This is a genomic window from Algibacter luteus, assembly GCF_900141715.1.
GTDB classification, from domain to species: domain Bacteria; phylum Bacteroidota; class Bacteroidia; order Flavobacteriales; family Flavobacteriaceae; genus Arenitalea; species Arenitalea lutea.
The window spans coordinates 22,232-47,508 of sequence record NZ_FQYK01000010.1; the positions used below are offsets into that span (position 1 = coordinate 22,232).

The window sequence follows — 25,277 nt, forward strand, 5'->3', positions numbered from 1 at the left end:
ACGCTTAAAATTCCTGATGCTATAATATTCAGCCCATTAATAGTTTATTCACTTAATAATCAGTTATACCGTATCGTTAAGTGTTTTTTAGGTCGCCTGTCTGCCGGCAGGCAGGTTACCACAAGGGTCGGGCTTTCACTACTCGCTTCCTCCTGTGTCGGCGAGCTCAAACAAGCCGTTCAATCCCTAACGCGGTTCAATGGCAACGACCTCATTTACATAAAATTCAAATCGTTTTAAAACATTTCAAAAACATATCATTTTGTTTATCTTGCATGAGTTCGTCACAATTATTTCAAATGCTACACCATGAAAAAACTAGTCGTAATTTTAGCTATCTTGCTCCCCTTTTTTGTTTCTGCTCAAAATGCCAATTATCAAATAAGCTCCTATTTAAGTGAAGGCATTAAAGCCCCAAACACGTATCATATAGGCGATGCTTGGTTAAATTTTTTAGTTGAAGCAGACAACAATTTTAATCAAAACATTACACAAGCTACTTTTAGAGCCAACTCCACTTTAGATTGGCATAAACACGCTACAACACAAATTATTATAGTGGTTGAAGGCGTAGGTTACTATCAAGAAAAGGGTAAAGAACCCATTATCATAAAAAAAGGCGATGTGGTGAACTGTAAGAAAGATACCGAACATTGGCATACAGCTTCAGCCAAAAGTTCTGTTTCCTATATCGCAATTTATGGTAATCAACCAACCATATGGACCGAGAAACTTACTCAAAACTATTACGACAGTGTTGCCCTGAAATTGGAGGGTGAATGAAAATAAAATTCAGAAAACCTTAATCTTCCGGAGGATAACCATGAATTTGTTCAAAAACTTCATCGAAGTTTGAACGCAAATACGAGTTGAGTTTCTTGCGGTAATCGCCTTTTAGCCATTCCACAAAGTTAAATGTACTTTTACTAATACACTTGGTATAACGCTGGATTCTAAAGTCGATATCGTCGCCCAATTGTTTCGCTAAGGCAATAGCATCGTAAACATCTTCGCTGTTTTCAATACATATTTTACCGTGTTGCTCAATAGAACGTTCCAACACTACTTTTGATGATTCACCGGCTCTAATAGAATCGACATACACTTTCTGAATATCAAAATGTACGTCTTCAGATTTTGCGAACTGTGCACGCAACTCATCGGGCATTTCATATCTAAAATTGCTTTCTAACTCTTCATCACTTAAAATAGCATCTAAGTAATAGTTAGGCGATTTAAAGATGCGTTGCCAATCCAGATTATCGCCCCAAGGGCCAAACCTATGGAAATTGTTTCCTAAATCGACAACCGTAAACGATTTTTTATCTTTTAAAATACGCGACCCACGACCAATCATTTGGTAATACAGGGTTAACGATTTGGTTGCTCGGTTTAAAATGATACTTTCAACAGTTGGTTCATCAAAACCAGTGGTTAAAATACTAACCGATGTTAAAATGGCATCTGGGGTTTTCTTAAACCATTTTAGTATCATGGCGCGCTCTTTTTTAGTATTGGTATTATCTAAATGCGCTACAGGATAACCTGCTCTTCTAAAGGTATCGTAAACATGTAAAGAGGTGTTGATTCCGTTATTAAATATTAATGTTTTTTTACCTTTCGAACGTTCTTCGTATGCTTGTAATAACTTGGATAGCATGTCGTTATCGGTATACAAGTCTTCCGATGATTTAACGGTGTAATCACCATTGGCTCCAACAACTAAAGAAGTTAATCCCACGTTATAAGTGTACATTTCGGCGCGTGCTAAAAAGCCATTTTCAATCAATGATTCTATGCTTTCACCAACAATTAACTCATCGTAATTATCGGTCATGGGCAATTCAATACTCGAACTTAAAGGTGTTGCAGTAACTCCTAAAATAAACGACTGACTAAAAAACTTAAAGAGTTTGGTAAACGAGTTGTAGTGTGCCTCATCAATAATAACTAAACCAATATCAGAAATATCAAGCTTATCATCATTCAATCGGTTGTTTAACGTTTCAACCATAGCCACAAAACAACTGTAATCTGCTTGGTCGCTTAAATCGGCTTTACTATCTACAACCTTGTTATGTACACCAAATTCTGTGAGCATGTTTGAGGTTTGCTTACACAATTCTATACGATGTGTCATCACCAATACTTTCTTTTGATGATGCTTTAAATATTGTCTAACGATTTCTGAGAAAATTACCGTTTTACCACCACCTGTTGGTAATTGATACAGTAAGTGATAATCTTCTGGTGATTCTTCAAAAGCAGTAAAAATTTTATCAATGGCACCTTTTTGGTAGCTGTATAAACTTTTGCCTTCTGCTCTTTCTTCTAATTCTAATTCTGCTTTCGTTATCGACATACTTAATTTTTTGCAACGTGCAAAAATAACACCTTTTAAGCGTTTATTGAGCATGTTTAACGGGAAATTATCAAACTAATGTTAACAGTTATTGATTTTTTGTATTCAATTTTTTAAAAGTTTTTTTAATATAATTGGGCTAAACTATTGACGTACAATTCGTTTTAGATTTATCTTGTAGAACTCATAAAAATCTTTAGGCTTTAAAAAAGGAATTAATACATTTGTTTAAATTAAATCGATAGGCATGCAAAATCAAGACAAATCTCAAGAAAATAGCTATGTAGCTAATGAAAGCAGATACGATACTATGACGTACAAACGTACTGGAAAAAGTGGTGTACTTTTACCTGCTATTTCGCTTGGTTTATGGCATAACTTTGGTTTTGTGGATGATATTGAAAATGGAAGAGACATTTTAAGAACCGCTTTCGATTTAGGTATCACGCATATTGATTTAGCCAATAACTACGGTCCGCCTCCAGGATCTGCCGAAACCAATTTTGGAACTATTTTAAAGCAAGATTTTAAAGCATATCGCGATGAATTGTTTATAGCCACAAAAGCTGGTTATGGTATGTGGCCTGGGCCTTATGGCGATTTCGGGTCTAGAAAATATTTAATTTCGAGTTTAGACCAAAGTTTAAAACGCATGGGATTAGATTATGTTGATGTGTTCTATCATCACCGTTACGATCCTGATACACCACTAGAGGAATCTATGGGTGCGCTTGCTGATATTGTGCGACAAGGAAAAGCGTTGTACGCTGGTATTTCTAATTATGGACCTGATGAAACCCAACGAGCTGCAAAGCTTTTAAAGGACATGAATGTGCCGTTTATTTTAAATCAAGCCAGATACTCCATGTTTGACCGTTGGGTTGAAGACGGACTTCTAGATACGTTAAACACGCATGGTGTTGGTTGCATTGCGTATTCGCCTTTAGCACAAGGGATGCTTACCGATAAGTACTTAAACGGGATACCTAAAAACTCCCGTGCGGGTAATGAGTCTGTATTTTTGAATGCCGATATTGTTCAATCTAACATTAGTAAAATTCAAAGTCTGAATGAAATCGCTCAAAAACGCGGACAAAAATTATCACAAATGGCAATTGCTTGGATTTTAAGACAACCTGAAGTTGCTTCGGTATTAGTGGGCGCAAGTTCTTCAAAACAATTGAAAGAAAATGTAAAATCTTTAGATTGTTTAGATTTTTCTCAAGACGAATTGCAAAAGATTGAAGAGATCGTTACATAGTAACTATTATTCCTTTATAATTCGAATAGTCACTTTAACGCCTGCAGAAAGCGGCCATATTTTACCTGTGATAAGGTTTCTCTTATCATCGATAATTTTATACTCAGCCGTATTAGGAATCGAAAAGCCTTCATTAATGGCTAAAAACTGAATTTTATTAACGCCTTTGTTTAATTTAAGCTTAAAACCTTGAAAACCTGAAGTAAGTAACACTCTAGGTTTGTAAAAATCGCCATCAATTAAAATACCTATAACATCAGCATCTTCGGCACCCCAATCTCGGTAATAGATTTCAATAAAATCAGAATCTGTTCTGTAATCTCCCCAATTCGCATCTTCGTTTAAGCCTGCATAAAGTCCGTGACCTTCGGGTTTTACTTCATTTTCAATCTTTTTAAGATTTTTAGAGTATAATTCCCCAGGATTACCAAATTCTTCTTTCGGAAACATTGAAAATTCCTTTTTAGGCATGTCGAGTGTTGGAGATACTTTTGGATTGTTCATCCCTAAAGTCGTATTGTTTTCTATAGGTTTTGATGGTGTTAATGGACTCGCATCTGTAGAATCTTTTTCAGCTTCTATAGCAGGTATGGCAATAGATTTTTTTCTAGAATCTATTTGAGCCTGCACAGCTATTGAAAAAAATAGCATAACTAAACATAACACATAAGGTTTCATCAATGGTAAAATATTTAATCTGTTGTTCATGCCGCTTCAAAGATATTATTAATCTTTTACGAATCAATTGATACACTCATTTTTCTAAATCGGTAAAAGCAAAAACTATTCCTAAATGACTTTAGATGCAAAAATATTAAATTACTTGTGCCCTACTTCCTCGTAAAAACGTTAAATCTTGTTAATATATTACTTTGTTATACATAGTACTGTAACAAAATAATATTATGCTCGTCTACTTGGTATAATCAATAAAATAATTATTCATCAATTAAAAATCAAAAATCATGAGAACTTTAAACAACAATCAAATTACAGGAACATTACAAGGATCAAAAAGCCACGAATGGAACACAAAAAGACGTTACAGATAAGTAACGTCTTTTTAAACCAAAGACTTTCATCAGTATGTGCTGAACCTGTTTCAGTATTAATTATAAAAATCAATCCAATGAAAACTTTAGTAAAAATATCTAGAAGATTAGATGCCTTGACTCAGCAAGACTTAATGTGTGGTAAAAAGATTGAAGACTTTCAGTCGTATTATTCGGGCATCTGGAAAGGTACCAAGCGGTATGCACATTAACTAAGGAGCTCATAATTACGGTATTATTATTGTGATTCATTTTCACATTAACATTTAATTCTATAATCATGAGACACTCAAAATTAGTACCTGAAGTAAATGCGGGGTCTATGGCAGACATCGCATTTTTATTGCTTATTTTCTTTTTAGTTACTGCTACAATCTCTTCAGATGAAGGTATTAACAGACTTTTGCCTAGAGAATGTCCTCCGGGAATGGATTGTTCATCAGACATTAACGAGCGTAATATTTTACGAATTCTAGTTAATAATAGCGATGATATTATGATTGAAAATCAGATAGTTTCTATTGAAAACCTGAAAGACCTCACCAAGATTTTTTTAGATAATAATGGCGATGGTAGCTGTAACTATTGCCAAGGCTTAAAAAACAGTACCCTTTCAGATAATCCTAAAACAGCTGTGGTTTCGTTGCAAAACGGACAACGAACAACTTATAAAACTTATGTTGCTGTACAGAATGAATTAACAAAAGCCTACTACGAATTACGGAAAGATTACAGCATGAAGGTATTTAGAAAGCCTGCAGATAAACTAACTAAGACGGAACTACAACAAGTAAAAGAGGCTTATCCTTTTATTTTGTCGGAAGCTGAAACGAAGTAAGTACAGTTGCTTTAGGAATGCCATATTCAATACAAACCCGTTTTTTGCCCCATTGTTTGGCAGCTTTCACGTCTACGCCCATATATATATCAATGCGTTTTTGCCATTTTGAATGCATTTTATCTTTAACTAAATATATTCCATCAAGACCATCAATCTTGATTGGGGTATTGTGTTTTAAACCCATTTTAAGTAAGTCTCTAGAAACAGCAATGTATTTTAATCCAGGTTTTAAACTATCTCCAAATGCGGTGATATTTGGATTTGAATTGGTTTGATAAGCTAAAGAGTTGTATGCGGTTGCGGTAACATGAATGGCATCCCAAATGTATTCATCATCAGCAGAAGTTTCAGATTTTTTACAACTGAAACACATTAAAACACAAAGAAATACAAGAATTCTCATGGCTTATCAGTATCGTTTTATTAAAGATAGGTAATTAAATTTAAAAAGCTAAAAGAGCCTTCAATTCGGCTTCAAATCTGTTTTTCGGTAAATATTGATCTTCAAGCTGTTTTGCAAAAGGAATAGGGGTTTCAATGCTAGCCACACGTTTTACAGGGGCATCCAAATACTCAAAGCAATTTTCCATAATACCTGCTGAAATATCACTTGCAATGCCTCCAAAAAGAGAGTCTTCTTGAAGCATTATGGCACGTCCTGTTTTCTTCACAGAATCATAAATGGTTTGCGTATCTAAAGGCTGAAGCGTTCTTAAATCGATAAGGTCTGCTGAAATTTCTGGATTGTTACTTAAAGTTTCTAAAGCCCAATGAATCGCTCCACCATAAGAAATAATGGTTACATCTTGCCCCGTTTTTATAACAGAAGCTTTACCAAAAGGCAATGTGTAGTAGTCGACAGGAACTTCTTGACGAATGCTTCTATACAAGCCTTTGTGCTCGAAAAATAATATAGGGTTAGGGTCATTAATTGCAGTATTTAGCAAGCCTTTGGCATCATATGGAAAGGCAGGATATACTACTTTTAAACCTGGTGTTTTAGTAAACCAAGCTTCGTTAGTTTGTGAATGAAACGGACCTGCAGCAACACCGCCACCGCAAGGCATTCTTATAACAACATCAGCTTCTTGTTGCCAGCGATAAAAAGCTTTTGCCAAATAGTTGACTATCGGATTGAAACCAGAACTTACAAAATCTGCAAATTGCATTTCAACAATGCTTTTAATCCCAGCTATGGATAATCCCATCGCAGTCTCAACAATTGCCGATTCGCAAATGGGTGTATTTCTCACTCTATCCTTTCCAAAAAGATTTATAAAGCCTTCGGTAATTTTAAATGCACCTCCATATTCTGCAATATCTTGACCCATAATGACTAGGTCTTCATGACGTTCCATGTTCTGTTTTAAACTATCGGAAATGGCATCAATAAAGCGTATTTCTTTTAACTCTGAATTTTCATTATCTACTTGGTAATCAAAAGGTTTATAAACATCATTTAATTCATTGGTTTCATCAGGAATAATAGCTTCTTCATTAAACGCAACATCCAAATGTTCATTTATTTCATGTACAATAGTTTCCTTTATTTTTACTTCCTCAGTTTCGCTTAAAATCTTTTGTTCTTTTAAAAACGCTTGAAAATTTAAGATGGGGTCTTTTGCTGCCCAAGTATCCATAAGCTCCTGTGGCACATATTTGGTACCACTCGCCTCTTCGTGTCCGCGCATTCTAAACGTTTTAAATTCTATTAAAACAGGTCTTGGATTTTGTCTTACAGAAGCGGTTATTTCACACATTTTAGTATAGACTTCAACAATATTGTTGCCGTCTATAATATGTGATTCCATGCCGTAGCCTAAACCTCTATCCGCAATATCTTTACAATTATACTGTTCGTTTGTGGGTGTTGATAATCCATAACCGTTATTTTCAACACAAAATAAAACGGGCAATTGCCATACCGAAGCCACATTTAAAGCTTCATGGAAATCGCCTTCGCTGGTGGCGCCTTCACCCGTAAAAACAGTTGTAACCTGATTTTTGTTTTTTAATTTTGAGGCTAATGCTATCCCATCGGCAACACCTAACTGCGGACCCAAATGCGAAATCATACCCACAATTTTGTATTGCTGAGTCCCAAAATGAAAAGAGCGATCTCTCCCCTTTGTGAACCCTGAAGCTTTTCCTTGCCATTGGGCAAATAATCGGTATAATGGAATGCCTCTGGTTGTAAAAACACCTAAATTTCGATGCATTGGTAAAATATATTCATCTTCTTGCATCGCCATAGTTATACCTACAGCTATGGCTTCCTGCCCTATACCTGAAAACCACTTACTTATTTTACCTTGCCTTAACAGAATCAACATTTTTTCTTCTATCAATCTGGGTTTCAGCATATTTTTATATAATGCTAAAAGCAAATGGGCATCAAGTTTTCCTTCTTTGTAATTGATTTGCGATGTAGATTTTATCACTTTCATAAAAAAATGCTTAATTCACTATCAAATATACCATAATTCAACATTAATAATTCAAAAAATTGCACATTACTCAGTATATATAACTTTGAATGTTTTTGTACATTTGTGTATATCACATTTTAAAATCACATTTTATGAATATCATCCCAAGTGTTAATTTAAAAGATTTTTTGTCTAACGACCCCGTTAGAAAACAAAACTTTGTGGACGCCATTGGTAAAGCCTATGAAGAAATTGGCTTTGTTGCGCTAAAAGGTCATTTTTTAGACGAAGCTTTAGTAGAAAATCTTTATAAAGAGGTTAAAAACTTTTTTAGTTTACCAACAGAAACCAAACAGAAATACGAAATTCCTGGAATTGGAGGACAGCGCGGGTATGTGTCTTTTGGAAAAGAAAGTGCAAAAGGCAAGAAAGAAGGCGATTTAAAAGAGTTTTGGCATTTTGGACAGTATGTTGAAAATAACGATAAGTTAAAAGAGGAATACCCAGATAACGTTTATGTTAAGGAACTGCCAGAATTCAATAAAGTTGGTAAGGAAACCTATAAAATGCTTGAAAAAACAGCAAAATTTGTGTTAAGAGCTTTGGCATTACACTTAGGACTTGAAGAAAATTATTTTGATGAGTATATCTATAATGGTAATTCTATTTTAAGACCAATACATTATCCACCAATTACCGAAGAACCTAAAGAAGCGGTTAGAGCTGCAGCACATGGTGATATTAACTTAATCACCCTATTAATGGGTGCTCAAGGAAGAGGGTTACAAGTGCAAAACCATAAAGGTGAATGGATTGATGCCATTGCTGAGCCTGATGAGTTGATGATTAACGTTGGCGATATGCTTTCGAGACATACCAACAATAAACTGAAATCGACTATACACCGCGTAATTAACCCACCAAAAGAGCTTTGGGGTACTTCACGTTACTCTATTCCGTTTTTTATGCACCCTATTAGTGAAATGAAACTTGATGTTTTACCTGGTTGTATTGATGAAAATAATCCTAAAGCCTTTGATGATATTACTGCTGGCGAGTTTTTAACGGAACGATTAATTGAATTAGGGCTGATAAAAAAATAGCATAAATAATCTTTAGTTAGGTATACTTTTTGTTCGCTTAAACTGAGGATAATTACTTAAAATAATGGATTTACAAGACCAGCTAAAAAACTTATTTCCGGAGCATATTCAGGAAGAACAGACTTCTGAAAACAAAGCTAGTGATATTTGGATGCAAGACGATCCCATAATATGCAAATACGAAAAGCGAAAAGGAAAACCCATTACCATTCTTGAAGGTTATACTGGAGCTACCGAAGATTTTAAAAAATTAGCCAAAGAAATTAAAACAAAGCTGAGTGTAGGTGGGAGTTTTAAAGATGATAAAATTATTATTCAAGGCGATTATCGCGATAAAATCATGCAAATGTTAAAAGACAAGGGTTTTAATGTTAAGCGTGTTGGAGGATAAATTATGAAAAATAAACCTTTGCATATCACCAATGGTAGTAGTTTAACTAACTTCCTTAACGAATTAAATGTTGAAGGTGAAAAATTAACATGGCAAGAAATGTTATGTGAAGGACCGACGACAAGAAAAGTGGTTTCAGAATTATTTATAAATGAACGCATCAAATTTTTTAGTGAGTTTTATGATATTGATTTAGACCTTGATCAAATAAACGCTGAAATAGATAAACTAAATAACCCTGAAAACTACTCAGAAATTATTCTTTGGTTTGAGTATGATTTGTTTTGCCATTTAAATATGGTTGCTGTAATTAGTTTACTTCAGCAAAGAAAAATAGACTTACCTATTTACTTAGTTTGTAGCGGTCGTATTGAAGGGAGTAAGAGTCTAAAAGGACTTCCAGAACTAACTCCAGAGCAGCTTATGGACCATTATAATAATAAAGTTCTTCTCAACAAGGAAGATATCGAAATGGCGACTACCGTTTGGGGTATTTACTGTGGTATCGATCATAATTTATTAAAACCATTTATTGTAAAAAGTTCGTCCTTCAAATATCTAAGTAATTGTTTAAAAGCGCATTTAAAGCGTTTTCCAGATTCTATAACTGGGTTGAATATTCTCGAAACCAATATTCTTAAAATTATTAATGAACAAAATATCACATCTAAAAATCATCTATTAGGTTATGCCTTAAATTATCAAGGGTACTATGGTTATGGTGATATACAATTTGAAAGAATTATTGAATATTTAAGCATCTTTTATACCGTTTCTGAACATAAAATAGAATTGAATCGAAAAGGTCACGAAGCCTTACTAGGGCAGAAAAATTTCGCTGCTAATATTAATGATCGCATGATTTTTGGTGGCGTTGAAAAAAATAGTTTTCAGTTTAATATCGCTGAAAATAAACTTGTAAAATCTATATTAAATGCCAATTAAAGAGTCTGAGCTCATTTTAAACCCAGATGGAAGTGTTTATCATTTAAATTTAAAACCAGAGCATGTTGCCCATACCGTCATTTTTGTTGGCGATCAAAATAGAGTAAGTAGAATATCAAAGTATTTTGACTCCATTGAATTTGAAACACAAAAGCGAGAATTCAAAACCCATACCGGATATTATAAAAAGAAGCGTATAACGGTAATTTCAACCGGCATAGGTCCTGATAATATTGATATTGTTTTAAATGAACTGGACGCACTAGTGAATATCGATTTTAAAACAAGACAAATAAAAGACAAGCTTACAAGTCTTAAAATTGTACGAGTTGGAACTTCAGGTGCATTGCAAGATGATATTCCAGTAGATTCGATTGTTTTAAGTACCCATGGACTAGACCTAAACGGGATGCTCCACGCTTATAAGATTGATGGCATTAGGTCTCCCGATATTGAAAAAGCCTTTGCAGAACAGACCAATTGGCATTCAGAAAAAGCAAGTCCAATTGTTGTAAAAGGCAGCGAGTCTCTTCAAAAAACTTTAGATAGCAACACTATATATAAAGGTTTAACAGCAACAGCTGGAGGTTTTTATGGTCCGCAAGGGCGTGTATTGCGTCTAGCCGTTCAAGATGCAGATTTGAATTCTAAAATGGATAATTTCAATTTTAATGGTACCAAAATCACTAATTTAGAAATGGAAACATCGGCAATTTATGGCTTGTCAAAATTATTAGGTCATGATGCAATCTCGTTAAACGCCATTATTGCCAATAGAGTTTTAGGAACTTTTAGTAAAGACCCAGGAGCGGCAGTCGAAAATTTAATAACATATACACTTAATAAACTTACAGAGTAAACCCAATTGATTTCATGAAGCAAGTAAATATTGGCGGCGTGCCAGAACATTTTAATTTGGCCTGGTATTTAACCTTAAAAGATGGCGAGTATAAGGAACAAGGTATCAATTTACGTTGGCAAGATTACTATGGCGGTACTGGTGCGATGTGTAAAGGTTTAAGAAATGGTGATATTGATATTGCTGTGATTTTAACCGAAGGTATTATAAAAGATATTATTGACGGAAACCCAAGCAAAATTGTGCAAACTTTTGTGCAAACGCCACTTAATTGGGGTATTCATGTGGCTAACGATTCTAAATATCAGACTATTGAAGATTTAAAAGGAACCAAAGCAGCTATTAGTCGATATGGTTCGGGCTCTCATTTAATGGCTTACATCAATGCTGAGAACAACAATTGGGATTTAGAGAAAGACCTAAATTTTGAGGTTATCAAAAACTTAGATGGTGCCGTTGAAGGTTTAACTAATGGCGTTGCCGATTATTTTTTATGGGAAAAATTTACTACCAAACCTATCGTTGATGATGGGGTTTTTAGGCGTATTGGTAACTGCCCTTCTCCATGGCCTTGTTTTGTAATTGCAGTAAGAGAAGAGTTTATAGAAAATCATCCTGAAGACTTAAAAACAATACTAAACATCATTAATAACACTACTGAAGATTTCAAAAACATACCAAGTATCGATAAAACCATTGCCAACCGTTATGAGCAAAAGTTAGACGATGTACAGGAATGGTTAAGTATTACAGAATGGTCTCAAGAATTAATTGACAAAAAAACCGTTATGAATGTGCAAAAGGAATTGTTTGCACTAAATATTATTCCAGAAATTGTTGATTACGAATCATTGATTTATAAAATTTAAATATAGAACTTTTAAAAAATCATATTTAGGGTCAAGTACATTTATACTTGTTTTAAAATGTTAATGTTTAACAAAATAAAGTGAATAGGCTATGTATTTTCCTATTTTTGAACCTCAAATAATATAACACATGAAAAAACTACTTTTTATTGCTTTTGCAATAGCCATTATCGGATGTAAAAAAGAAGATAAGTCAGGTATTGCGATAATTTCTGGTGAAATAACTAACAGACCAGTAGGTGAGCTAACTATTAATAGTGAAGACCGTTCGTTTAAAGAAACTATAGCGGTATCTCCAGTTGGAGCCTTTACAGATACACTGAGTACTGATATTAATTCGTATGTGTTATACGACGGTTCAAATCCTATTTTTTTAAATATCGAATCTGGATATAATCTACATATTACATATGATGCGAACGATTTTGATAACACGATTAAAATTACAGGTGTTGGCTCTGAAATAAACAACTATTTAGTTGCTAAAAGAAAGCAAGAAAAAGAGATGTTTAAAAATAATAAAGAAGTGTATTCTTTGGATGAAGCCCAGTATAAAGAGCGCATGCTTGCCTTTAAAAATACGCAAGAAGAATTATTAAATAATACTGAAGGTGTATCAAGTGAATTTGCTTCAAAAGAGAAAAAAAATCTATTTTATGGTTATTTAGGAAGTTTAAATAATTACGAGAGAGCCCATAAATACTTCACAAAAAAAGAGAATTTTAAAGTTTCTGAAGATTTCTTAAATGAGCTAAAAGAAGTGGATTATAATAATGCCGAAGATTTCAATTTCTCAAGCAATTACAAGGATATTGTAAATGATTATTATGGTGATAAGGCACAAAAATTAAAGGAAAAAGATTCTATTCGATACGATATGGCTTTTTTAAAGACCGTTGGTGCGATTGATAACGAAACCATTAAAAATGCTTTGCTTTTCGATTTTGCTAGCTTTAATATAACGTATTCAGAAGATATTGATGCGTTTTATAATACGTTTATAAAAAATTCTACTGACGAGAAGAACAACCAAATTATTAAAGATAAATTCAACGAATTAATGAGGTTAACCGAAGGGAAACCTTCACCAAAATTTGTTGATTATGAAAATCATGCAGGAGGTAAAACCTCTTTAGAAGATTTAAAAGGTAAATACGTTTATGTAGATGTTTGGGCAACTTGGTGTGGACCTTGTGTTCGTGAAATCCCTTTCTTAAAGGAGGTTGAAGCACAATATCATAACAAAAATATCGAATTCGTGAGTATCTCTATTGATAAACTAAGAGACCATGAAAAATGGAAAACCATGGTTAATGATAGAGAGTTAGGTGGTGTGCAGTTATTTGCAGATAACGATTGGAATTCTGCTTTTGTAAAAGCCTATCAAATTGAGGGTATTCCGAGATTTATTTTAATTGATGACGAAGGAAATATTGTAACTGCCAATGCACCGCGTCCGTCTAGTAAAAAGTTAATTGAATTGTTTAACGCTCAAGAATTATAAAATTAATATAGTGATAAAAAAAAGCCGCTTTTTGCGGCTTTTTTTATGTTTGATTTTGTTCTTGAGCTTCACCTTCTTCTTGCGATGCTTCTTGTTGCGGAGGTTGTTCAGGTTGCTTAAATAAATCTATAAACGCTTCACCTAAATACTCAATAACATGACTCGCAATTAAACTTTGGTAGCCAAAATCTTCAACAGCAATATCAGCAGACCTTCCGTGTAAATACACGCCAATTATGGTTGCTACTAAAGGGCTGTAACCTTGCGAAATTAACCCAACAATAATTCCTGTCAATACATCACCACTTCCTGCCGTTGAAAGCCCAGGATTTCCAGTAGTATTTATATATGATTTGTCTTCAAAAACAGTTATGGTGTTAGCACCTTTTATAACAACTATAACTTGATGCTTTTTTGTAAACGCTTTAACTTTATCAAGCTTATCAAAATCATCTTTCCATTTCCCAATCAAACGTTCTAGCTCCTTTGGATGCGGCGTTAATACCGTCATTTTTGGTAATAATTTCAGCAACGTTTTCTTTTTAGATAGCATATTCAATCCATCAGCATCTATTACTAACGGTGCTTTATTCGTTTTCAGGAATGCTTCGAATGTTTTGGCAGTTTTAGTATCTGTCCCTGCTCCAATTCCAAAGCCAATAACGGTGGGATCAATATCAAATGAAATAGATGATATTATTTCTTCATCCACATCGGTTATTACCATCGCTTCAGGAAAAGAGGCTTGTATGGCATGATAGCCACATTTTGGCATATAGGCTGTAACCAATCCTGCTCCTGCTGTTAATGTCGCTCTACTGGCTAGTGTAACCGCTCCTATTTTACCATAACTTCCGCCAATAATCAATGCATGGCCAAATTGTCCTTTATGCGAATATTTTTCTCGAGGCACGTAATTGGGTAGCACTTCATTTTTACCAATCAATTCAACATGAGTTTCAGTGGTGTATAAAAATTCAGGATCTAATCCAATATCTAAAACTTCCCATTGTACCGTAAATTTTGCGGTTTCGGGTAAAAAGAACACCAATTTTGGGGAAGCAAAACTTAAAGTAAATCCAGCCCAAACTACGGCATCTTCATCTTTAACTGGTTGGTCTGGATATAACCCTGACGGAATATCTATAGCTAGAGTAAAAGCTTTACTTTTTCTAAAATGTATAAAAAGTTGTTTGACCCATAGATCAATTGGTCTATTTAATCCTATGCCAAAAACGGCATCAACAATGATGTCTTCCGGAGCAATCTCGGGAAAATCTTGAGCACAATTTAACAGCACCGGCCACTTTTTAGTCACATTCTTTATGCGGTCGTAATTAATTAAAAAATCTTTCGATCGTTTGTCGCTACAATTAATAATATAGGTGTTTACATTATAGCCATGAGTTATCAAATGCCTCGATAAAACTAGACCATCTCCCCCATTATTTCCGATACCACAAAACACATGAATAGGCACTTGAGCGCCTTGCATGCGCATATGCATCCAATTAAAAATTTGAGTACCCGCACGCTCCATTAAGTCGGTAGAGGTAATGTTTTGTCTTTCTGCAGTTAGCTTATCGCCTTCGTAAATTTGTTCTTTAGAAAATAGCTTCATGTATAGGTAATTATCATTTTTTCATTTCTTATCACAATTAGTCGTTTTTTTTAAACGAATACCGATTGAAGATAAGAATATTGTAAAAAAAATATTTTAGTTTTTTTATTAGGTTAAATGTAATACTTTTGAAGGGTATTATATAACAATAATGAATCATTTCAGCCAAAATACGATTACTTTAGTTTCTTTTTTCGCAAAAGGAACAACGAGTGCTTTTGGTACAACTACAAATATTACAACCCTTTGGGGTTGCTAGTTATATATATTCCGCAGACTCATTTTGTAATTTCAAAAAATTACAACATTTCAAGCATTATTTTTAATTATCAAGACATTAAAACATGAAGGTTTTAAAATTCGGAGGAACTTCAGTGGGTTCTTCACAAAATATAAATAACGTCATCAATATTTTAGTTAACCACAGCAAAACGGATACTTTGGTTTGTGTGGTTTCGGCTGTTGGTGGCATTACAGACAAATTACTTTTAGCTGGAAAGCAAGCGCAAAATAAGGAGGAAGCATTTATAGAAACCTTCAATACCATAAAAACACGTCATTTTGAAATCGTTAAGGAATTAAATCCAAACAAAAGTGATGACATTTTAAGCTTTGTAGAAGATAAATTAAACGCTCTAAGAAGTTTATTAGATGGCATTTTTCTAATCAATGAATTATCGCCAAAAACATCCGATAAATTAGTGAGTTTTGGTGAATTGCTATCGTCGTTTATTATTGCTGAAACAATGAAAAACAGAGGGCTTTCCGCAGATGTTAAAAATTCGCAGGAGCTTATTGTTACAAATTCAAATTTCACGAAAGCTGAAGTGGATTATAGTATTACGAATCAAAATATTCGCGATTATTTTAAATCGGCTAAACAAAAAATAACCATACTTCCTGGATTTATTTCTAAATCTAGAATTGGTGAAATTACAACGCTTGGTCGTGGTGGTTCAGATTTTACAGCTGCTATTGTTGCCGCAGCCTTACATGTTGAGACCTTAGAGATATGGACCGACGTTAGTGGTATGTATACCACGAATCCTAAATTGGTAAAACAGGCCTACCCTATTGAAAGAATCTCGTATCAGGAGGCAATGGAATTATCGCATTTTGGTGCGAAAGTTTTATATCCACCTACGGTGCAACCTGTTTTGAGTTTAGATATTCCAATTCACATTAAAAACACCTTAGAACCTGATGCTTTTGGAACCGTAATTTCTAATGAAGAAATTAAATCGACTTCTCCAGTAAGAGGGATTAGTAACATCGGAAATATTGCATTATTGACATTAGAAGGTAGTGGAATGGTTGGGATTCCAGGATTTTCAAAACGCTTGTTTGAAACGTTATCACAAGAGAAAATTAATGTGATTATGATTACGCAAGCCTCGTCTGAACATTCTATTTGTCTGGGAATTGAAGATAAAGAAGCAGAAAATGCAAAAGCGGCAATTGATGTCGTTTTTGAAAATGAAATTGCTTTAGGTAAAATTGAGCCTATCATTATTGAAACAGGATTGTCAATTATTGCCTTAGTAGGAGATAATATGAAGAACCACCAAGGTATTAGTGGTAAAATGTTTAGTAGTTTAGGTAAAAATAACATCAATATAAGAGCCATTGCGCAGGGTGCTTCAGAAAAGAATATTACTGCCGTTATTGATGAAAAGGATGTTAAAAAAGCATTAAACACGCTTCACGAGCAGTTTTTTGAGACAAAAACTAAACAAATAAATGTTTTTATTACAGGTGTTGGAAATGTTGGCGAACGCTTAGTTGAACAAATAAAACAACAAAAGAAATACTTAAAGGACAATCTTAAAATTAAATTACGTGTTGTTGGATTATCAAATTCTAGGCACATGATTTTTGATGAAGACGGTATCGGTTTAAATAACTGGAAAGAACAATTGGCATCTGGAGAAAAAGCAAGCTTACAAGGTTTCTTTGAAAAAACAAAAGCACTCAATTTACGCAACAGCATTTTTGTTGATGTTACTGCAAATAAAGATGTTGCCGATTTATATGCACAGTATTTAAGACAAAGTATTGCCATTGTAGCGTGTAATAAAATAGCTTGTTCTAGTGATTACAATAACTATAAAGACTTAAAACGATTATCATTGAAGTACAACGCGCCTTTCTTGTTTGAAACTAACGTTGGTGCGGGATTACCAATAATTGATACTTTAGGAAATTTAATTGCTTCCGGCGATAAGGTAAACTCCATTCAAGCAGTTTTATCTGGGAGTTTAAATTTTGTTTTTAATAATTTCAATGATAAAACCAAGTTCTATGATGTTGTAAAACAAGCTGGTGCTGAGGGTTATACTGAGCCAGACCCAAGAATAGATTTAAGCGGTGTTGATGTAGCGCGCAAAATTTTAATTCTGGCCAGAGAAAGTGGTATAGCATTGAATTTAGAAGATATAGATAATACATCGTTTCTTTCAGAAGCTGGTTTAAAAAGTGATTCGGTTGATGATTTCTATCAAACGTTAATTGCAGACGAAGCACATTATCAAAGTTTATACGCTTCCGCGAAAGCGAACATCTGTCAATTAAAATATGTTGCTAAATTTGAAAATGGAAAAGCCAGTGTAGGGTTGCAAGAAATACCCGAAGGACATCCGTTTTATAATTTAGAGGGAAGCGACAATATCGTTATGTTTTATACCGAGCGTTATCCTCAACAACCTATGATAATTAAAGGTGCAGGGGCTGGTGCAGATGTGACTGCTTCTGGTCTATTTGCTGATATTATTAGACTAGGAAACGATTAATTTGAACAGTGGTAGTTTACAGACACTGAAAACTAATAATGATTTTTGTCCGTTCGAGCGCAGTCAAGAACTATTAAAAAAAAGATGAACGAAATAAAAATATTTTCTCCAGCAACCGTTGCGAATGTCGCCTGTGGGTTCGATGTGTTAGGGTTTTGTTTGGATAGCGTTGGAGATGACATGGTAATTAGAAAAACTGCTAAAAAAGGCATTCATATTGCCAATATAGAAGGATTCGATTTGCCTTACGAAGCAGAATTAAATGTTGCCGGTGTTTCGGCATTGGCAATGTATGAGGCTATAGATGTCGATTTTGGTTTTGAAATTGAAATCTATAAAAACATAAAACCAGGAAGTGGCATTGGTAGTAGTGCAGCAAGTGCAGTTGGAAGTGTTTTTGGAATGAATGAATTATTAGGAAAACCATTTAACAAAACAGAGCTTACTGCCTTTGCCATAGAAGGTGAAGCTTTAGCCAGTAAATGCGAACATGCCGATAACCTCGCTCCTGCACTTTTTGGCGGATTTACGTTGGTGAAAAGTTTATCGCCATTGAAGATATTAGAAATACCAACGCCTAATGATTTGTACGCTACTATTGTTCATCCTCAAATAGAAATTAAGACTTCAGAGTCTCGGGCTTTACTACCAAAAGAAGTGCCTTTAAGTGATGCCATTACACAATGGGCTAATTTAGGAAGTTTGGTACACGCTTTACATACAAATGATTACGAGTTAATTGGAAATTCCTTAAATGATGTGATTGTTGAACCTTACAGAAGTCAATTGATTCCTTATTTTAATGAAGTGAAACAAGCGGCTTTAAAAGCCAATGCATTAGGTGTTGGTATTTCAGGATCAGGACCTTCAATTTTTACGTTATGTAAAGGTTCAGAAACAGCCAATAAAATAAAACAAGCCATACAAGATGTATATTCAAAAACAGGAATCGATTTTGAAATACATGTGACTAAAATAAACACTGAAGGTGTTAAAATAATTGAATAAATAATGAATTACTATTCACTCAATCATAAAGCTCCAAATACAACATTCGAAAATGCAGTGGTTAAAGGTTTAGCGCCTGATAAAGGTTTGTATTTTCCAGAAAGTATCACACCTTTACCTCAATCTTTTTGGGATAATTTTGATAATCTGACTTATTCTGAAATCGCTTTTGAAGCCATAAAACAATTTGTGTCTCCTGAAATCCCTGAAGCAATTTTAAAAACAATTGTTGAAGAAACACTTTCTTTTGATTTTCCTGTTGTTAACTTAAATGAAAATATTTCTACCTTGGAATTATTTCACGGTCCTACCATGGCATTTAAAGATGTAGGAGCTCGTTTTATGGCACGTTGCTTAGGGTATTTCAATCAAAATAATACGAATGAAGTCACTGTGTTAGTAGCTACTTCTGGCGATACTGGCGGTGCCGTGGCGAATGGTTTTTTAGGCGTAAAAGGCGTTAATGTGGTTATACTTTACCCTAGCGGGAAAGTGAGCGATATTCAAGAAATGCAACTTACAACTTTAGGTCAGAATATTAAAGCATTAGAAGTTAATGGTACGTTTGACGATTGTCAAGCCATGGTAAAAACCGCTTTTTTAGATGAAAGTTTAACAAGCAAAATGCAATTAACCTCTGCCAACTCAATCAATGTAGCGCGGTGGTTGCCACAGTTATTTTATTTTATGTTTGCTTATAAGCAATTACATAATAAGTATAAAGACATTGTGTTCTCTGTTCCGAGTGGAAATTTTGGAAATATTTGCGCTGGTATGATGGCACAACAATTGGGTTTACCAGTTAAACATTTTGTGGCTTCAAACAACGCTAATAATGTTGTGACAAGGTATTTAATTTCAAAGCTTTACGAACCAAAACCTTCGGTTCAAACCATTTCGAACGCTATGGATGTTGGTGCGCCAAGTAATTTTATTCGTATTCAAGAAATTTATAAGAATCAATTTGCAGACTTAAAAAGCAATCTGTCTTCTTACAGTTTTTCTGACGATGAAACTAAAGAAGCTATGTTAGAAATTTATAACAAGTATAACTACGTTGCAGACCCACATGGGGCTGTTGGTTATTTGGGATGTAAATCTTATTTGAATAACCATCCAAACGCGCATTGTGTGTTTTTAGAAACGGCGCATCCAACTAAGTTTTTAGATGTTGTTGAAGATGTAATTAAAGAAAAACAACCGTTACCTGAACAAATACAATCGGTTATGGGTAAAGAAAAAGAAGCAGTTGTAATATCGACATATAACGAACTGAAGGATTTTCTTTTAAAATAAAATTGTTTATCTGAAGTCATTAGGCATCCAATTTAAACTAAATATGTATTATGAGTGTAGCAGATTGGATTGGGTTTTTAGGTGTTTCTCAAATATTATTGGCTTACGCATTGAGCGTTTTGGGGAAGATATCCCCAAATAGTTTACTTTTTATACTGCTTAATATTATAGGTGCCGCTATGGCTTGTTTAGCATCTGTTCTTATCAATTATTGGCCATTTATTATCTTGGAAGCTGTTTGGACTTTGGTGTCGGTGTATTCGTTACTAAAGTTTAGTAAGCATTCTATTTGACTTTATTATAAAAACAGAAGCTTTTCATCAATCTCTGATTAGCATAACTTTAAATGCTTTTTACTCCAATTCTATTTAGGGTAACTTTATACAGGACACCTCATGATGGTTTTCATTATTACTTTTATGAAATTGCACTCAGAAAAAATCTTAGCGATGAAAAAAACGGCCTTCTCAACAATTTACCTAATTGTAATTTCAATGTTTTCATTTCCATTATTTGCTCAAACAGCAGAATGCGATGGAACGCTCCCTTTTGAAGAACAAAATGGATACGTAACTATCGAAATGGAATCTGGTAATTTACCCGCTGGCACTAATTGGCAAACAGGCAGTGAAGCTGATCCTAATTTACCAGGGGCAACCATTAATTATATCTATTGGGATGGTGCAGAGTCATTTAACGCATTAACAGGTGCTCCCATAACTTATAATATAAAAATTAATAATCCTGGCACATACAGGTTAGTTTGGCGAGGTCGCATTGGTACTGGCACCTCTGGAGGCGAGCATAACGATGCTTGGTTACGTATTGTTGCGGATGATTTTTATGCTACAAAACAAAGTAGTTTTACTTCTACCGAAGCGTTAGAGCCAAGACCTGATTGTAATAGTAACCCGAATAGAGACTGTCCTGTAGGATCTAGCGTTGGAGGTTTTTTTAAGGCATTTATGAATAGACACCCTGTAAACCTACCTGTAGATCAGCGTTGGGGTTTTGTTACTAATACAAATGATGGAAATTCTTTTCGATTTATATGGGCCACTTTTAATACAGCCGGCCTCTATTCTGTTATTGTTGATGCAAGATCTAGCTTCTTTTTTATGGATAAAATGGTTTTATATAGAAATGATGTGAGTAGTAGTACGGCTTTAGATCTTTCTAATAGTGAATCGATGTGCGCTACCTTATCAATTAATAAGCATAATAAATTCAATGGTTTTGACCTATTTCCTAACCCTTCTAATGGGCAAATTAAGCTGAATAATTTATTACCAAACGGAAAACTGTTTATAAAGAATATACATGGCGTAACGGTGCGTGTAATAAATTATAATTTATCTCAAAAAACCATAGATGTTTCAGATTTAAAAAGTGGCGTCTATTTTATTTCAAATTCAGATAATTATAATGCTTTTGTGAAAAAGTTAGTTAAAATTTAAGTTTAGTAACAAAACTTAAAATTTGTATTAAGCTATACTTTCATATTTCTCAAGATTCACATTTTTTCATATCTTAAAATCTTTAACTAAAAGTTAATACTAATTTTCTATACATTTGTTTTCGTTATTATGGAAGACATATTAGTTGGAATATTGAAATTTTTAGCTGATATTATAGATAGTATTTCCGGTTATTTCAATATTCGAAAATCATTGATGATTACCTATTCCATCTTAATTATTAGCTTAATAATCGTTATATTTTAATTAAAGATTTCTAAATGAAAAACACAGCCTTATCAGAAACTCATAGCGCTTTAGGTGCAAAAATGGTCCCTTTTGCTGGGTATAATATGCCTGTACAATACGAGGGAGTAAATGTTGAACATGAAACCGTACGAAACGCAGTTGGCGTGTTTGATGTTTCACATATGGGTGAGTTTTTAATTGAAGGTGAACATGCATTAGAACTTATACAAAAAGTGACAAGTAACGATGCTTCTAAACTCATAATAGGTAAAGCACAATACAGTTGCTTGCCTAATGATGACGGTGGTATTGTAGACGATTTAATTGTATATCGTGTCAAAGAAGACACCTATTTATTGGTTGTAAATGCGATTAATATTGAAAAAGATTGGAATTGGATTCAATCAAAAAATGATGTTGGCGCCACAATGCGCGATTTAAGTGAAGACTACTCATTATTGGCTATTCAAGGACCAAAAGCGATTGAAGCGATGCAAAGTTTAACCAGCGAAGATTTATCGGCTATAAAATTCTACAATTTTGTGGTTGGTGATTTTGCAGGTATAGAGCATGTTATTATTTCGGCAACAGGTTACACTGGCAGTGGCGGCTTTGAAATATATTGTAAAAACACGGAGGTAAAACAAATTTGGGATAAGGTTTTAGAAGCTGGTGCAGATTACGGGATTAAACCCATTGGTCTTGCTGCACGTGATACTTTGCGTTTAGAAATGGGTTATTGCCTATACGGAAATGATATTGATGACACCACCTCGCCTATTGAAGCTGGCTTAGGATGGATAACAAAATTCACCAAAGACTTTACAAATTCTGAAGCTTTAAAAGCTGAAAAAGAACGCGGACCAGAACGTAAACTCATTGCTTTTGAGTTGGACGAAAGAGGGATTCCACGCCACGGATATGATATTGTAGATGGAAATGGCAATAAAATTGGTGTGGTGACTTCAGGAACTATGAGTCCGTCGCTTGGTAAAGGTATTGGCTTAGGCTACGTGCCACCTGTTTTCGCAGATGTTAACAGTAAAATAAATATTCAAATTCGTAAAAATGCGATACCAGCAACAGTCGTAAAATTACCGTTTTACAAAGGTTAATATGTTAGACTTTCAAGCTATTTTAAATGCTATATATAACAAAGGAATTGCGGCTAAAAATAAAGGTACAGTAGCGACATACATTCCTGAATTGGCAGAAGTAGATATCAATAATTTCGGCATTCACTTAAGAACTGCTCAAGGTGAAGAATTTGGTGTTGGCGATGATAATAAACTATTTTCCATACAAAGTATTTCTAAAGTATTGGCTTTGTCTAAAGCTATGGCGTTAATTGGTGAAGACATTTGGAAACGTGTAGATGTTGAGCCTAGTGGCGATCCTTTCAACCATTTATCGCAATTAGAATTAGAGAATGGCATTCCTAGAAACCCACTAATCAATTCGGGTGCAATTGTTATTTCAGATATATTAATTTCTAATTTAAAGAACCCAAAAGAAGATTTTCTATCTTATATAAGGGATCTTGCAGGCGATGAAAGTATCCAATATAATTTAGATGTTGCCAACTCCGAAAAAGCAACAGGGTTTAAAAATTATGCAGCTGCATATCTTTTAAAATCATTTAAAAATTTACAGAATCCTGTTGAAGAGGTTTTAGATTTCTATTTCCATCAATGTGCCATCGAAATGACCTGTAGTCAATTAACCAAAACTTTTTTCTTTTTATCGAATCAAGGCAAATGTATTTTAAATAAAGTGCATTTAAGAAAATCGCAAGCAAAACGAATTAACGCCATTATGCTTACTTGCGGTTTTTATGATGAAGCTGGTGAGTTTGCCTTTGAAGTGGGATTACCCGGTAAATCTGGTGTTGGTGGTGGTATTGTGGCACTTTTACCTGATCAATTTGTAATTACCTGCTGGTCGCCTGGATTGAACGCCAAAGGAAATTCGAAATTAGGGATGTTGGCCTTGGAGGAATTCACAACACAAACGAAACTTTCAATTTTTTAATATGATCCTTTTTAAGAAGTGTGAACTATGAGAAAAATGGAAGGCAAACATAGAATTTTAATTTTAGGCGCAAGTGGTTTCTTAGGAAACGCTATTTATAAAGAACTTTGCCCCTACTTTAAAACATACGGAACCTATATGGTTTCTAATAAATCGTTTGAAAAAAACAATCACTTTTTTCAGTACAACATTGAAGAAGATGATATTTTTGAAATTCTAGATATTGTAAAACCAACCATCATCATTTCTGCTTTGCGCGGTGATTTTTCAAAACAAGTATTAGCACATCAACATTTAACAGAATACGTTTTTGCAAAAAAAATTAAGATCCTTTTTATATCATCGGCCAATGTTTTTGATGGTTATATAAAATACCCTAGTTACGAGCAAGATAAAACCTATAGTAATAGTGTTTACGGACATTTTAAGATAAAAATTGAAAACATGCTGTTGCGCTTACCTAAGCAGCAAGTAGCTGTTTTAAGATTACCAATGGTGTTTGGAGCACAATCGCCTCGAGTTCAAGAATTAATTCAGTTTATTAATGATAAAGAACCCATTGAAGTGTTTCCAAATTTAATAATGAATGTTACCACCGATTCTAAAGTTACCCAACAAATTCATTACATTATCAACCGAAACAAATACGGTATTTTTCATCTTGGAAGCGACGATTTGGTGCATCATGATGATTTTATAAAAGAAATAATATCCACTCTAGAATTAAAAAACCAGCCAATCTATAAACGTGTTTATACAACAAACGACGATCGTTATTTGGCTGTACTTTCAAAATTTAATAAACTTCCTAAACACCTTCAATTACTAAGTCAGGATATATTAACAGAGTTAAAAATATAGTTGACATTAAGCCTTTAAATCCTTAATTTCATAAAAAAATAATCATGGGTAAATTAACAGAACAAGAAATTGAAGCGAAACTGCTTCGTTTCCCAGATTGGGAATACTACGACAATGCCATTCATGCCGAATTTGAATTCGAAAATTTTAAAGATTGTTTTAGTGCCATGAGCAGAATTGCTTTTGAGTGCGAAGCTTTAAATCACCATCCAAATTGGAGTAATGTGTACAATGTACTTTCTATTTCATTATCCACACATGATGACGGAGGTGTTACAAACAAAGACTTTAAATTGGCCGAAGCTATTGAATTTATTGTAGAACCAGATGAGGAATAATTCTTGTTAAA

24 protein-coding genes are annotated in these 25,277 nt (G+C 34.1%); 19 read left to right on the forward strand and 5 right to left on the reverse strand.

The window, feature by feature from the left end; genetic code table 11:
- The first annotated feature begins 309 nt into the window (after positions 1 to 309).
- The gene (locus tag BUA46_RS14070; protein ID WP_019388571.1) at positions 310 to 783 is read left to right on the forward strand and encodes a cupin domain-containing protein; all 474 of its coding nucleotides are present in this window, start codon (positions 310 to 312) and stop codon (positions 781 to 783) included.
- Between the two features lie 19 nt (positions 784 to 802).
- On the opposite strand, the gene BUA46_RS14075 is transcribed toward BUA46_RS14070, so the two are convergent.
- Entirely contained in the window at positions 803 to 2,362 is a 1,560-nt protein-coding gene (locus BUA46_RS14075; RefSeq protein WP_026010138.1) for a DEAD/DEAH box helicase, read from the reverse strand.
- Between the two features lie 247 nt (positions 2,363 to 2,609).
- Here BUA46_RS14075 and mgrA point away from each other — a divergent pair, with 247 nt between their 5' ends.
- On the forward strand, positions 2,610 to 3,623 hold the full coding sequence (mgrA, locus tag BUA46_RS14080) for an L-glyceraldehyde 3-phosphate reductase (protein WP_019388569.1): 1,014 nt from the start codon (positions 2,610 to 2,612) through the stop codon (positions 3,621 to 3,623).
- Between the two features lie 6 nt (positions 3,624 to 3,629).
- On the opposite strand, the gene BUA46_RS14085 is transcribed toward mgrA, so the two are convergent.
- On the reverse strand, positions 3,630 to 4,331 hold the full coding sequence (locus BUA46_RS14085; protein WP_019388568.1) for a hypothetical protein: 702 nt from the start codon (positions 4,329 to 4,331) through the stop codon (positions 3,630 to 3,632).
- A gap of 316 nt (positions 4,332 to 4,647) precedes the next feature.
- On the opposite strand from BUA46_RS14085, the gene BUA46_RS14090 reads away from it, so the two are divergent.
- Together BUA46_RS14090 and BUA46_RS14095 are read left to right on the forward strand one after the other, a co-directional pair.
- Positions 4,648 to 4,887 carry a hypothetical protein gene (locus BUA46_RS14090; RefSeq protein ID WP_019388567.1) on the forward strand — a complete coding sequence of 80 codons (240 nt, stop codon included), beginning with the start codon at positions 4,648 to 4,650 and terminating at the stop codon, positions 4,885 to 4,887.
- A 68-nt stretch (positions 4,888 to 4,955) separates the two neighbouring features.
- A complete protein-coding gene (locus BUA46_RS14095) occupies positions 4,956 to 5,513 on the forward strand; it encodes an ExbD/TolR family protein (RefSeq protein WP_019388566.1) in 558 nt (185 codons plus the stop codon).
- Here BUA46_RS14095 and BUA46_RS14100 read toward each other — a convergent pair.
- Positions 5,485 to 5,919: a 3D domain-containing protein gene (locus BUA46_RS14100; RefSeq protein WP_026010136.1), complete on the reverse strand. Its 435-nt coding sequence runs from the start codon at positions 5,917 to 5,919 to the stop codon at positions 5,485 to 5,487. The genes BUA46_RS14095 and BUA46_RS14100 overlap by 29 nt on opposite strands.
- Positions 5,920 to 5,959: 40 nt before the next feature.
- A complete protein-coding gene (locus tag BUA46_RS14105; RefSeq protein WP_019388564.1) occupies positions 5,960 to 7,963 on the reverse strand; it encodes an alpha-ketoacid dehydrogenase subunit alpha/beta in 2,004 nt (667 codons plus the stop codon).
- Between the two features lie 134 nt (positions 7,964 to 8,097).
- Between BUA46_RS14105 and BUA46_RS14110 the strand changes: the two genes are divergently transcribed.
- From BUA46_RS14110 to BUA46_RS14135, 6 genes are all read left to right on the forward strand, one after another.
- Positions 8,098 to 9,048: an isopenicillin N synthase family dioxygenase gene (locus BUA46_RS14110; protein ID WP_019388563.1), complete on the forward strand. Its 951-nt coding sequence runs from the start codon at positions 8,098 to 8,100 to the stop codon at positions 9,046 to 9,048.
- Positions 9,049 to 9,112: 64 nt separating this feature from the next.
- Positions 9,113 to 9,439 carry a translation initiation factor gene (locus BUA46_RS14115; RefSeq protein ID WP_019388562.1) on the forward strand — a complete coding sequence of 109 codons (327 nt, stop codon included), beginning with the start codon at positions 9,113 to 9,115 and terminating at the stop codon, positions 9,437 to 9,439.
- Between the two features lie 3 nt (positions 9,440 to 9,442).
- Positions 9,443 to 10,384, forward strand: a complete 942-nt coding sequence (locus BUA46_RS14120; RefSeq protein WP_019388561.1) for a hypothetical protein — start codon at positions 9,443 to 9,445, stop codon at positions 10,382 to 10,384.
- Positions 10,374 to 11,243: a nucleoside phosphorylase gene (locus tag BUA46_RS14125; RefSeq protein WP_019388560.1), complete on the forward strand. Its 870-nt coding sequence runs from the start codon at positions 10,374 to 10,376 to the stop codon at positions 11,241 to 11,243. Before BUA46_RS14120 ends, BUA46_RS14125 begins: the two co-directional genes overlap by 11 nt.
- 14 nt (positions 11,244 to 11,257) lie before the next feature.
- Positions 11,258 to 12,112, forward strand: a complete 855-nt coding sequence (locus BUA46_RS14130; RefSeq protein ID WP_019388559.1) for a substrate-binding domain-containing protein — start codon at positions 11,258 to 11,260, stop codon at positions 12,110 to 12,112.
- Between the two features lie 130 nt (positions 12,113 to 12,242).
- Entirely contained in the window at positions 12,243 to 13,616 is a 1,374-nt protein-coding gene (locus BUA46_RS14135) for a TlpA family protein disulfide reductase (protein WP_019388558.1), read from the forward strand.
- Positions 13,617 to 13,659: 43 nt separating this feature from the next.
- Here BUA46_RS14135 and BUA46_RS14140 read toward each other — a convergent pair whose 3' ends face one another.
- Positions 13,660 to 15,237 carry an NAD(P)H-hydrate dehydratase gene (locus BUA46_RS14140; RefSeq protein ID WP_019388557.1) on the reverse strand — a complete coding sequence of 526 codons (1,578 nt, stop codon included), beginning with the start codon at positions 15,235 to 15,237 and terminating at the stop codon, positions 13,660 to 13,662.
- Positions 15,238 to 15,581: 344 nt separating this feature from the next.
- On the opposite strand from BUA46_RS14140, the gene thrA reads away from it, so the two are divergent.
- The 9 genes from thrA (at position 15,582) to BUA46_RS14185 (ending at position 25,266) form a co-directional block, all read left to right on the forward strand.
- On the forward strand, positions 15,582 to 18,026 hold the full coding sequence (gene thrA / locus BUA46_RS14145) for a bifunctional aspartate kinase/homoserine dehydrogenase I (RefSeq protein WP_019388556.1): 2,445 nt from the start codon (positions 15,582 to 15,584) through the stop codon (positions 18,024 to 18,026).
- A gap of 84 nt (positions 18,027 to 18,110) precedes the next feature.
- Positions 18,111 to 19,034, forward strand: coding sequence for a homoserine kinase (locus tag BUA46_RS14150; RefSeq protein WP_019388555.1), 924 nt, complete (start codon positions 18,111 to 18,113; stop codon positions 19,032 to 19,034).
- Between the two features lie 3 nt (positions 19,035 to 19,037).
- On the forward strand, positions 19,038 to 20,330 hold the full coding sequence (thrC, locus tag BUA46_RS14155; protein ID WP_019388554.1) for a threonine synthase: 1,293 nt from the start codon (positions 19,038 to 19,040) through the stop codon (positions 20,328 to 20,330).
- Positions 20,331 to 20,380: 50 nt separating this feature from the next.
- A complete protein-coding gene (locus BUA46_RS14160; RefSeq protein WP_019388553.1) occupies positions 20,381 to 20,623 on the forward strand; it encodes a CBU_0592 family membrane protein in 243 nt (80 codons plus the stop codon).
- Positions 20,624 to 20,779: 156 nt separating this feature from the next.
- Entirely contained in the window at positions 20,780 to 21,787 is a 1,008-nt protein-coding gene (locus BUA46_RS14165) for a T9SS type A sorting domain-containing protein (protein WP_162129543.1), read from the forward strand.
- A gap of 281 nt (positions 21,788 to 22,068) precedes the next feature.
- Positions 22,069 to 23,151: a glycine cleavage system aminomethyltransferase GcvT gene (gcvT, locus tag BUA46_RS14170; protein WP_019388551.1), complete on the forward strand. Its 1,083-nt coding sequence runs from the start codon at positions 22,069 to 22,071 to the stop codon at positions 23,149 to 23,151.
- 1 nt (position 23,152) lies between these two features.
- The gene (locus tag BUA46_RS14175) at positions 23,153 to 24,067 is read left to right on the forward strand and encodes a glutaminase (RefSeq protein ID WP_019388550.1); all 915 of its coding nucleotides are present in this window, start codon (positions 23,153 to 23,155) and stop codon (positions 24,065 to 24,067) included.
- A 27-nt stretch (positions 24,068 to 24,094) separates the two neighbouring features.
- Positions 24,095 to 24,928 carry a sugar nucleotide-binding protein gene (locus tag BUA46_RS14180; RefSeq protein ID WP_019388549.1) on the forward strand — a complete coding sequence of 278 codons (834 nt, stop codon included), beginning with the start codon at positions 24,095 to 24,097 and terminating at the stop codon, positions 24,926 to 24,928.
- Positions 24,929 to 24,972: 44 nt separating this feature from the next.
- Complete coding sequence (locus BUA46_RS14185) at positions 24,973 to 25,266, forward strand: 4a-hydroxytetrahydrobiopterin dehydratase (RefSeq protein WP_019388548.1); 294 nt, start codon at positions 24,973 to 24,975, stop codon at positions 25,264 to 25,266.
- Positions 25,267 to 25,277: the final 11 nt, after the last annotated feature.

Coding starts and splice junctions, on each gene's coding strand:
- thrA (WP_019388556.1), top strand. CDS start 15,582: ATGAAGGTTTTAAAATTCGGAGGAACTTCAGTGGGTTCTTCACAAAAT.
- BUA46_RS14090 (WP_019388567.1), top strand. CDS start 4,648: ATGGAACACAAAAAGACGTTACAGATAAGTAACGTCTTTTTAAACCAA.
- BUA46_RS14175 (WP_019388550.1), top strand. CDS start 23,153: ATGTTAGACTTTCAAGCTATTTTAAATGCTATATATAACAAAGGAATT.
- BUA46_RS14135 (WP_019388558.1), top strand. CDS start 12,243: ATGAAAAAACTACTTTTTATTGCTTTTGCAATAGCCATTATCGGATGT.
- BUA46_RS14130 (WP_019388559.1), top strand. CDS start 11,258: ATGAAGCAAGTAAATATTGGCGGCGTGCCAGAACATTTTAATTTGGCC.
- mgrA (WP_019388569.1), top strand. CDS start 2,610: ATGCAAAATCAAGACAAATCTCAAGAAAATAGCTATGTAGCTAATGAA.
- BUA46_RS14125 (WP_019388560.1), top strand. CDS start 10,374: ATGCCAATTAAAGAGTCTGAGCTCATTTTAAACCCAGATGGAAGTGTT.
- thrC (WP_019388554.1), top strand. CDS start 19,038: ATGAATTACTATTCACTCAATCATAAAGCTCCAAATACAACATTCGAA.
- BUA46_RS14165 (WP_162129543.1), top strand. CDS start 20,780: ATGAAAAAAACGGCCTTCTCAACAATTTACCTAATTGTAATTTCAATG.
- BUA46_RS14160 (WP_019388553.1), top strand. CDS start 20,381: ATGAGTGTAGCAGATTGGATTGGGTTTTTAGGTGTTTCTCAAATATTA.
- BUA46_RS14100 (WP_026010136.1), bottom strand. CDS start 5,919: ATGAGAATTCTTGTATTTCTTTGTGTTTTAATGTGTTTCAGTTGTAAA.
- BUA46_RS14140 (WP_019388557.1), bottom strand. CDS start 15,237: ATGAAGCTATTTTCTAAAGAACAAATTTACGAAGGCGATAAGCTAACT.
- BUA46_RS14185 (WP_019388548.1), top strand. CDS start 24,973: ATGGGTAAATTAACAGAACAAGAAATTGAAGCGAAACTGCTTCGTTTC.
- BUA46_RS14095 (WP_019388566.1), top strand. CDS start 4,956: ATGAGACACTCAAAATTAGTACCTGAAGTAAATGCGGGGTCTATGGCA.
- BUA46_RS14075 (WP_026010138.1), bottom strand. CDS start 2,362: ATGTCGATAACGAAAGCAGAATTAGAATTAGAAGAAAGAGCAGAAGGC.
- BUA46_RS14070 (WP_019388571.1), top strand. CDS start 310: ATGAAAAAACTAGTCGTAATTTTAGCTATCTTGCTCCCCTTTTTTGTT.
- BUA46_RS14150 (WP_019388555.1), top strand. CDS start 18,111: ATGAACGAAATAAAAATATTTTCTCCAGCAACCGTTGCGAATGTCGCC.
- BUA46_RS14115 (WP_019388562.1), top strand. CDS start 9,113: ATGGATTTACAAGACCAGCTAAAAAACTTATTTCCGGAGCATATTCAG.
- BUA46_RS14085 (WP_019388568.1), bottom strand. CDS start 4,331: ATGAACAACAGATTAAATATTTTACCATTGATGAAACCTTATGTGTTA.
- BUA46_RS14120 (WP_019388561.1), top strand. CDS start 9,443: ATGAAAAATAAACCTTTGCATATCACCAATGGTAGTAGTTTAACTAAC.
- BUA46_RS14105 (WP_019388564.1), bottom strand. CDS start 7,963: ATGAAAGTGATAAAATCTACATCGCAAATCAATTACAAAGAAGGAAAA.
- BUA46_RS14110 (WP_019388563.1), top strand. CDS start 8,098: ATGAATATCATCCCAAGTGTTAATTTAAAAGATTTTTTGTCTAACGAC.
- BUA46_RS14180 (WP_019388549.1), top strand. CDS start 24,095: ATGAGAAAAATGGAAGGCAAACATAGAATTTTAATTTTAGGCGCAAGT.
- gcvT (WP_019388551.1), top strand. CDS start 22,069: ATGAAAAACACAGCCTTATCAGAAACTCATAGCGCTTTAGGTGCAAAA.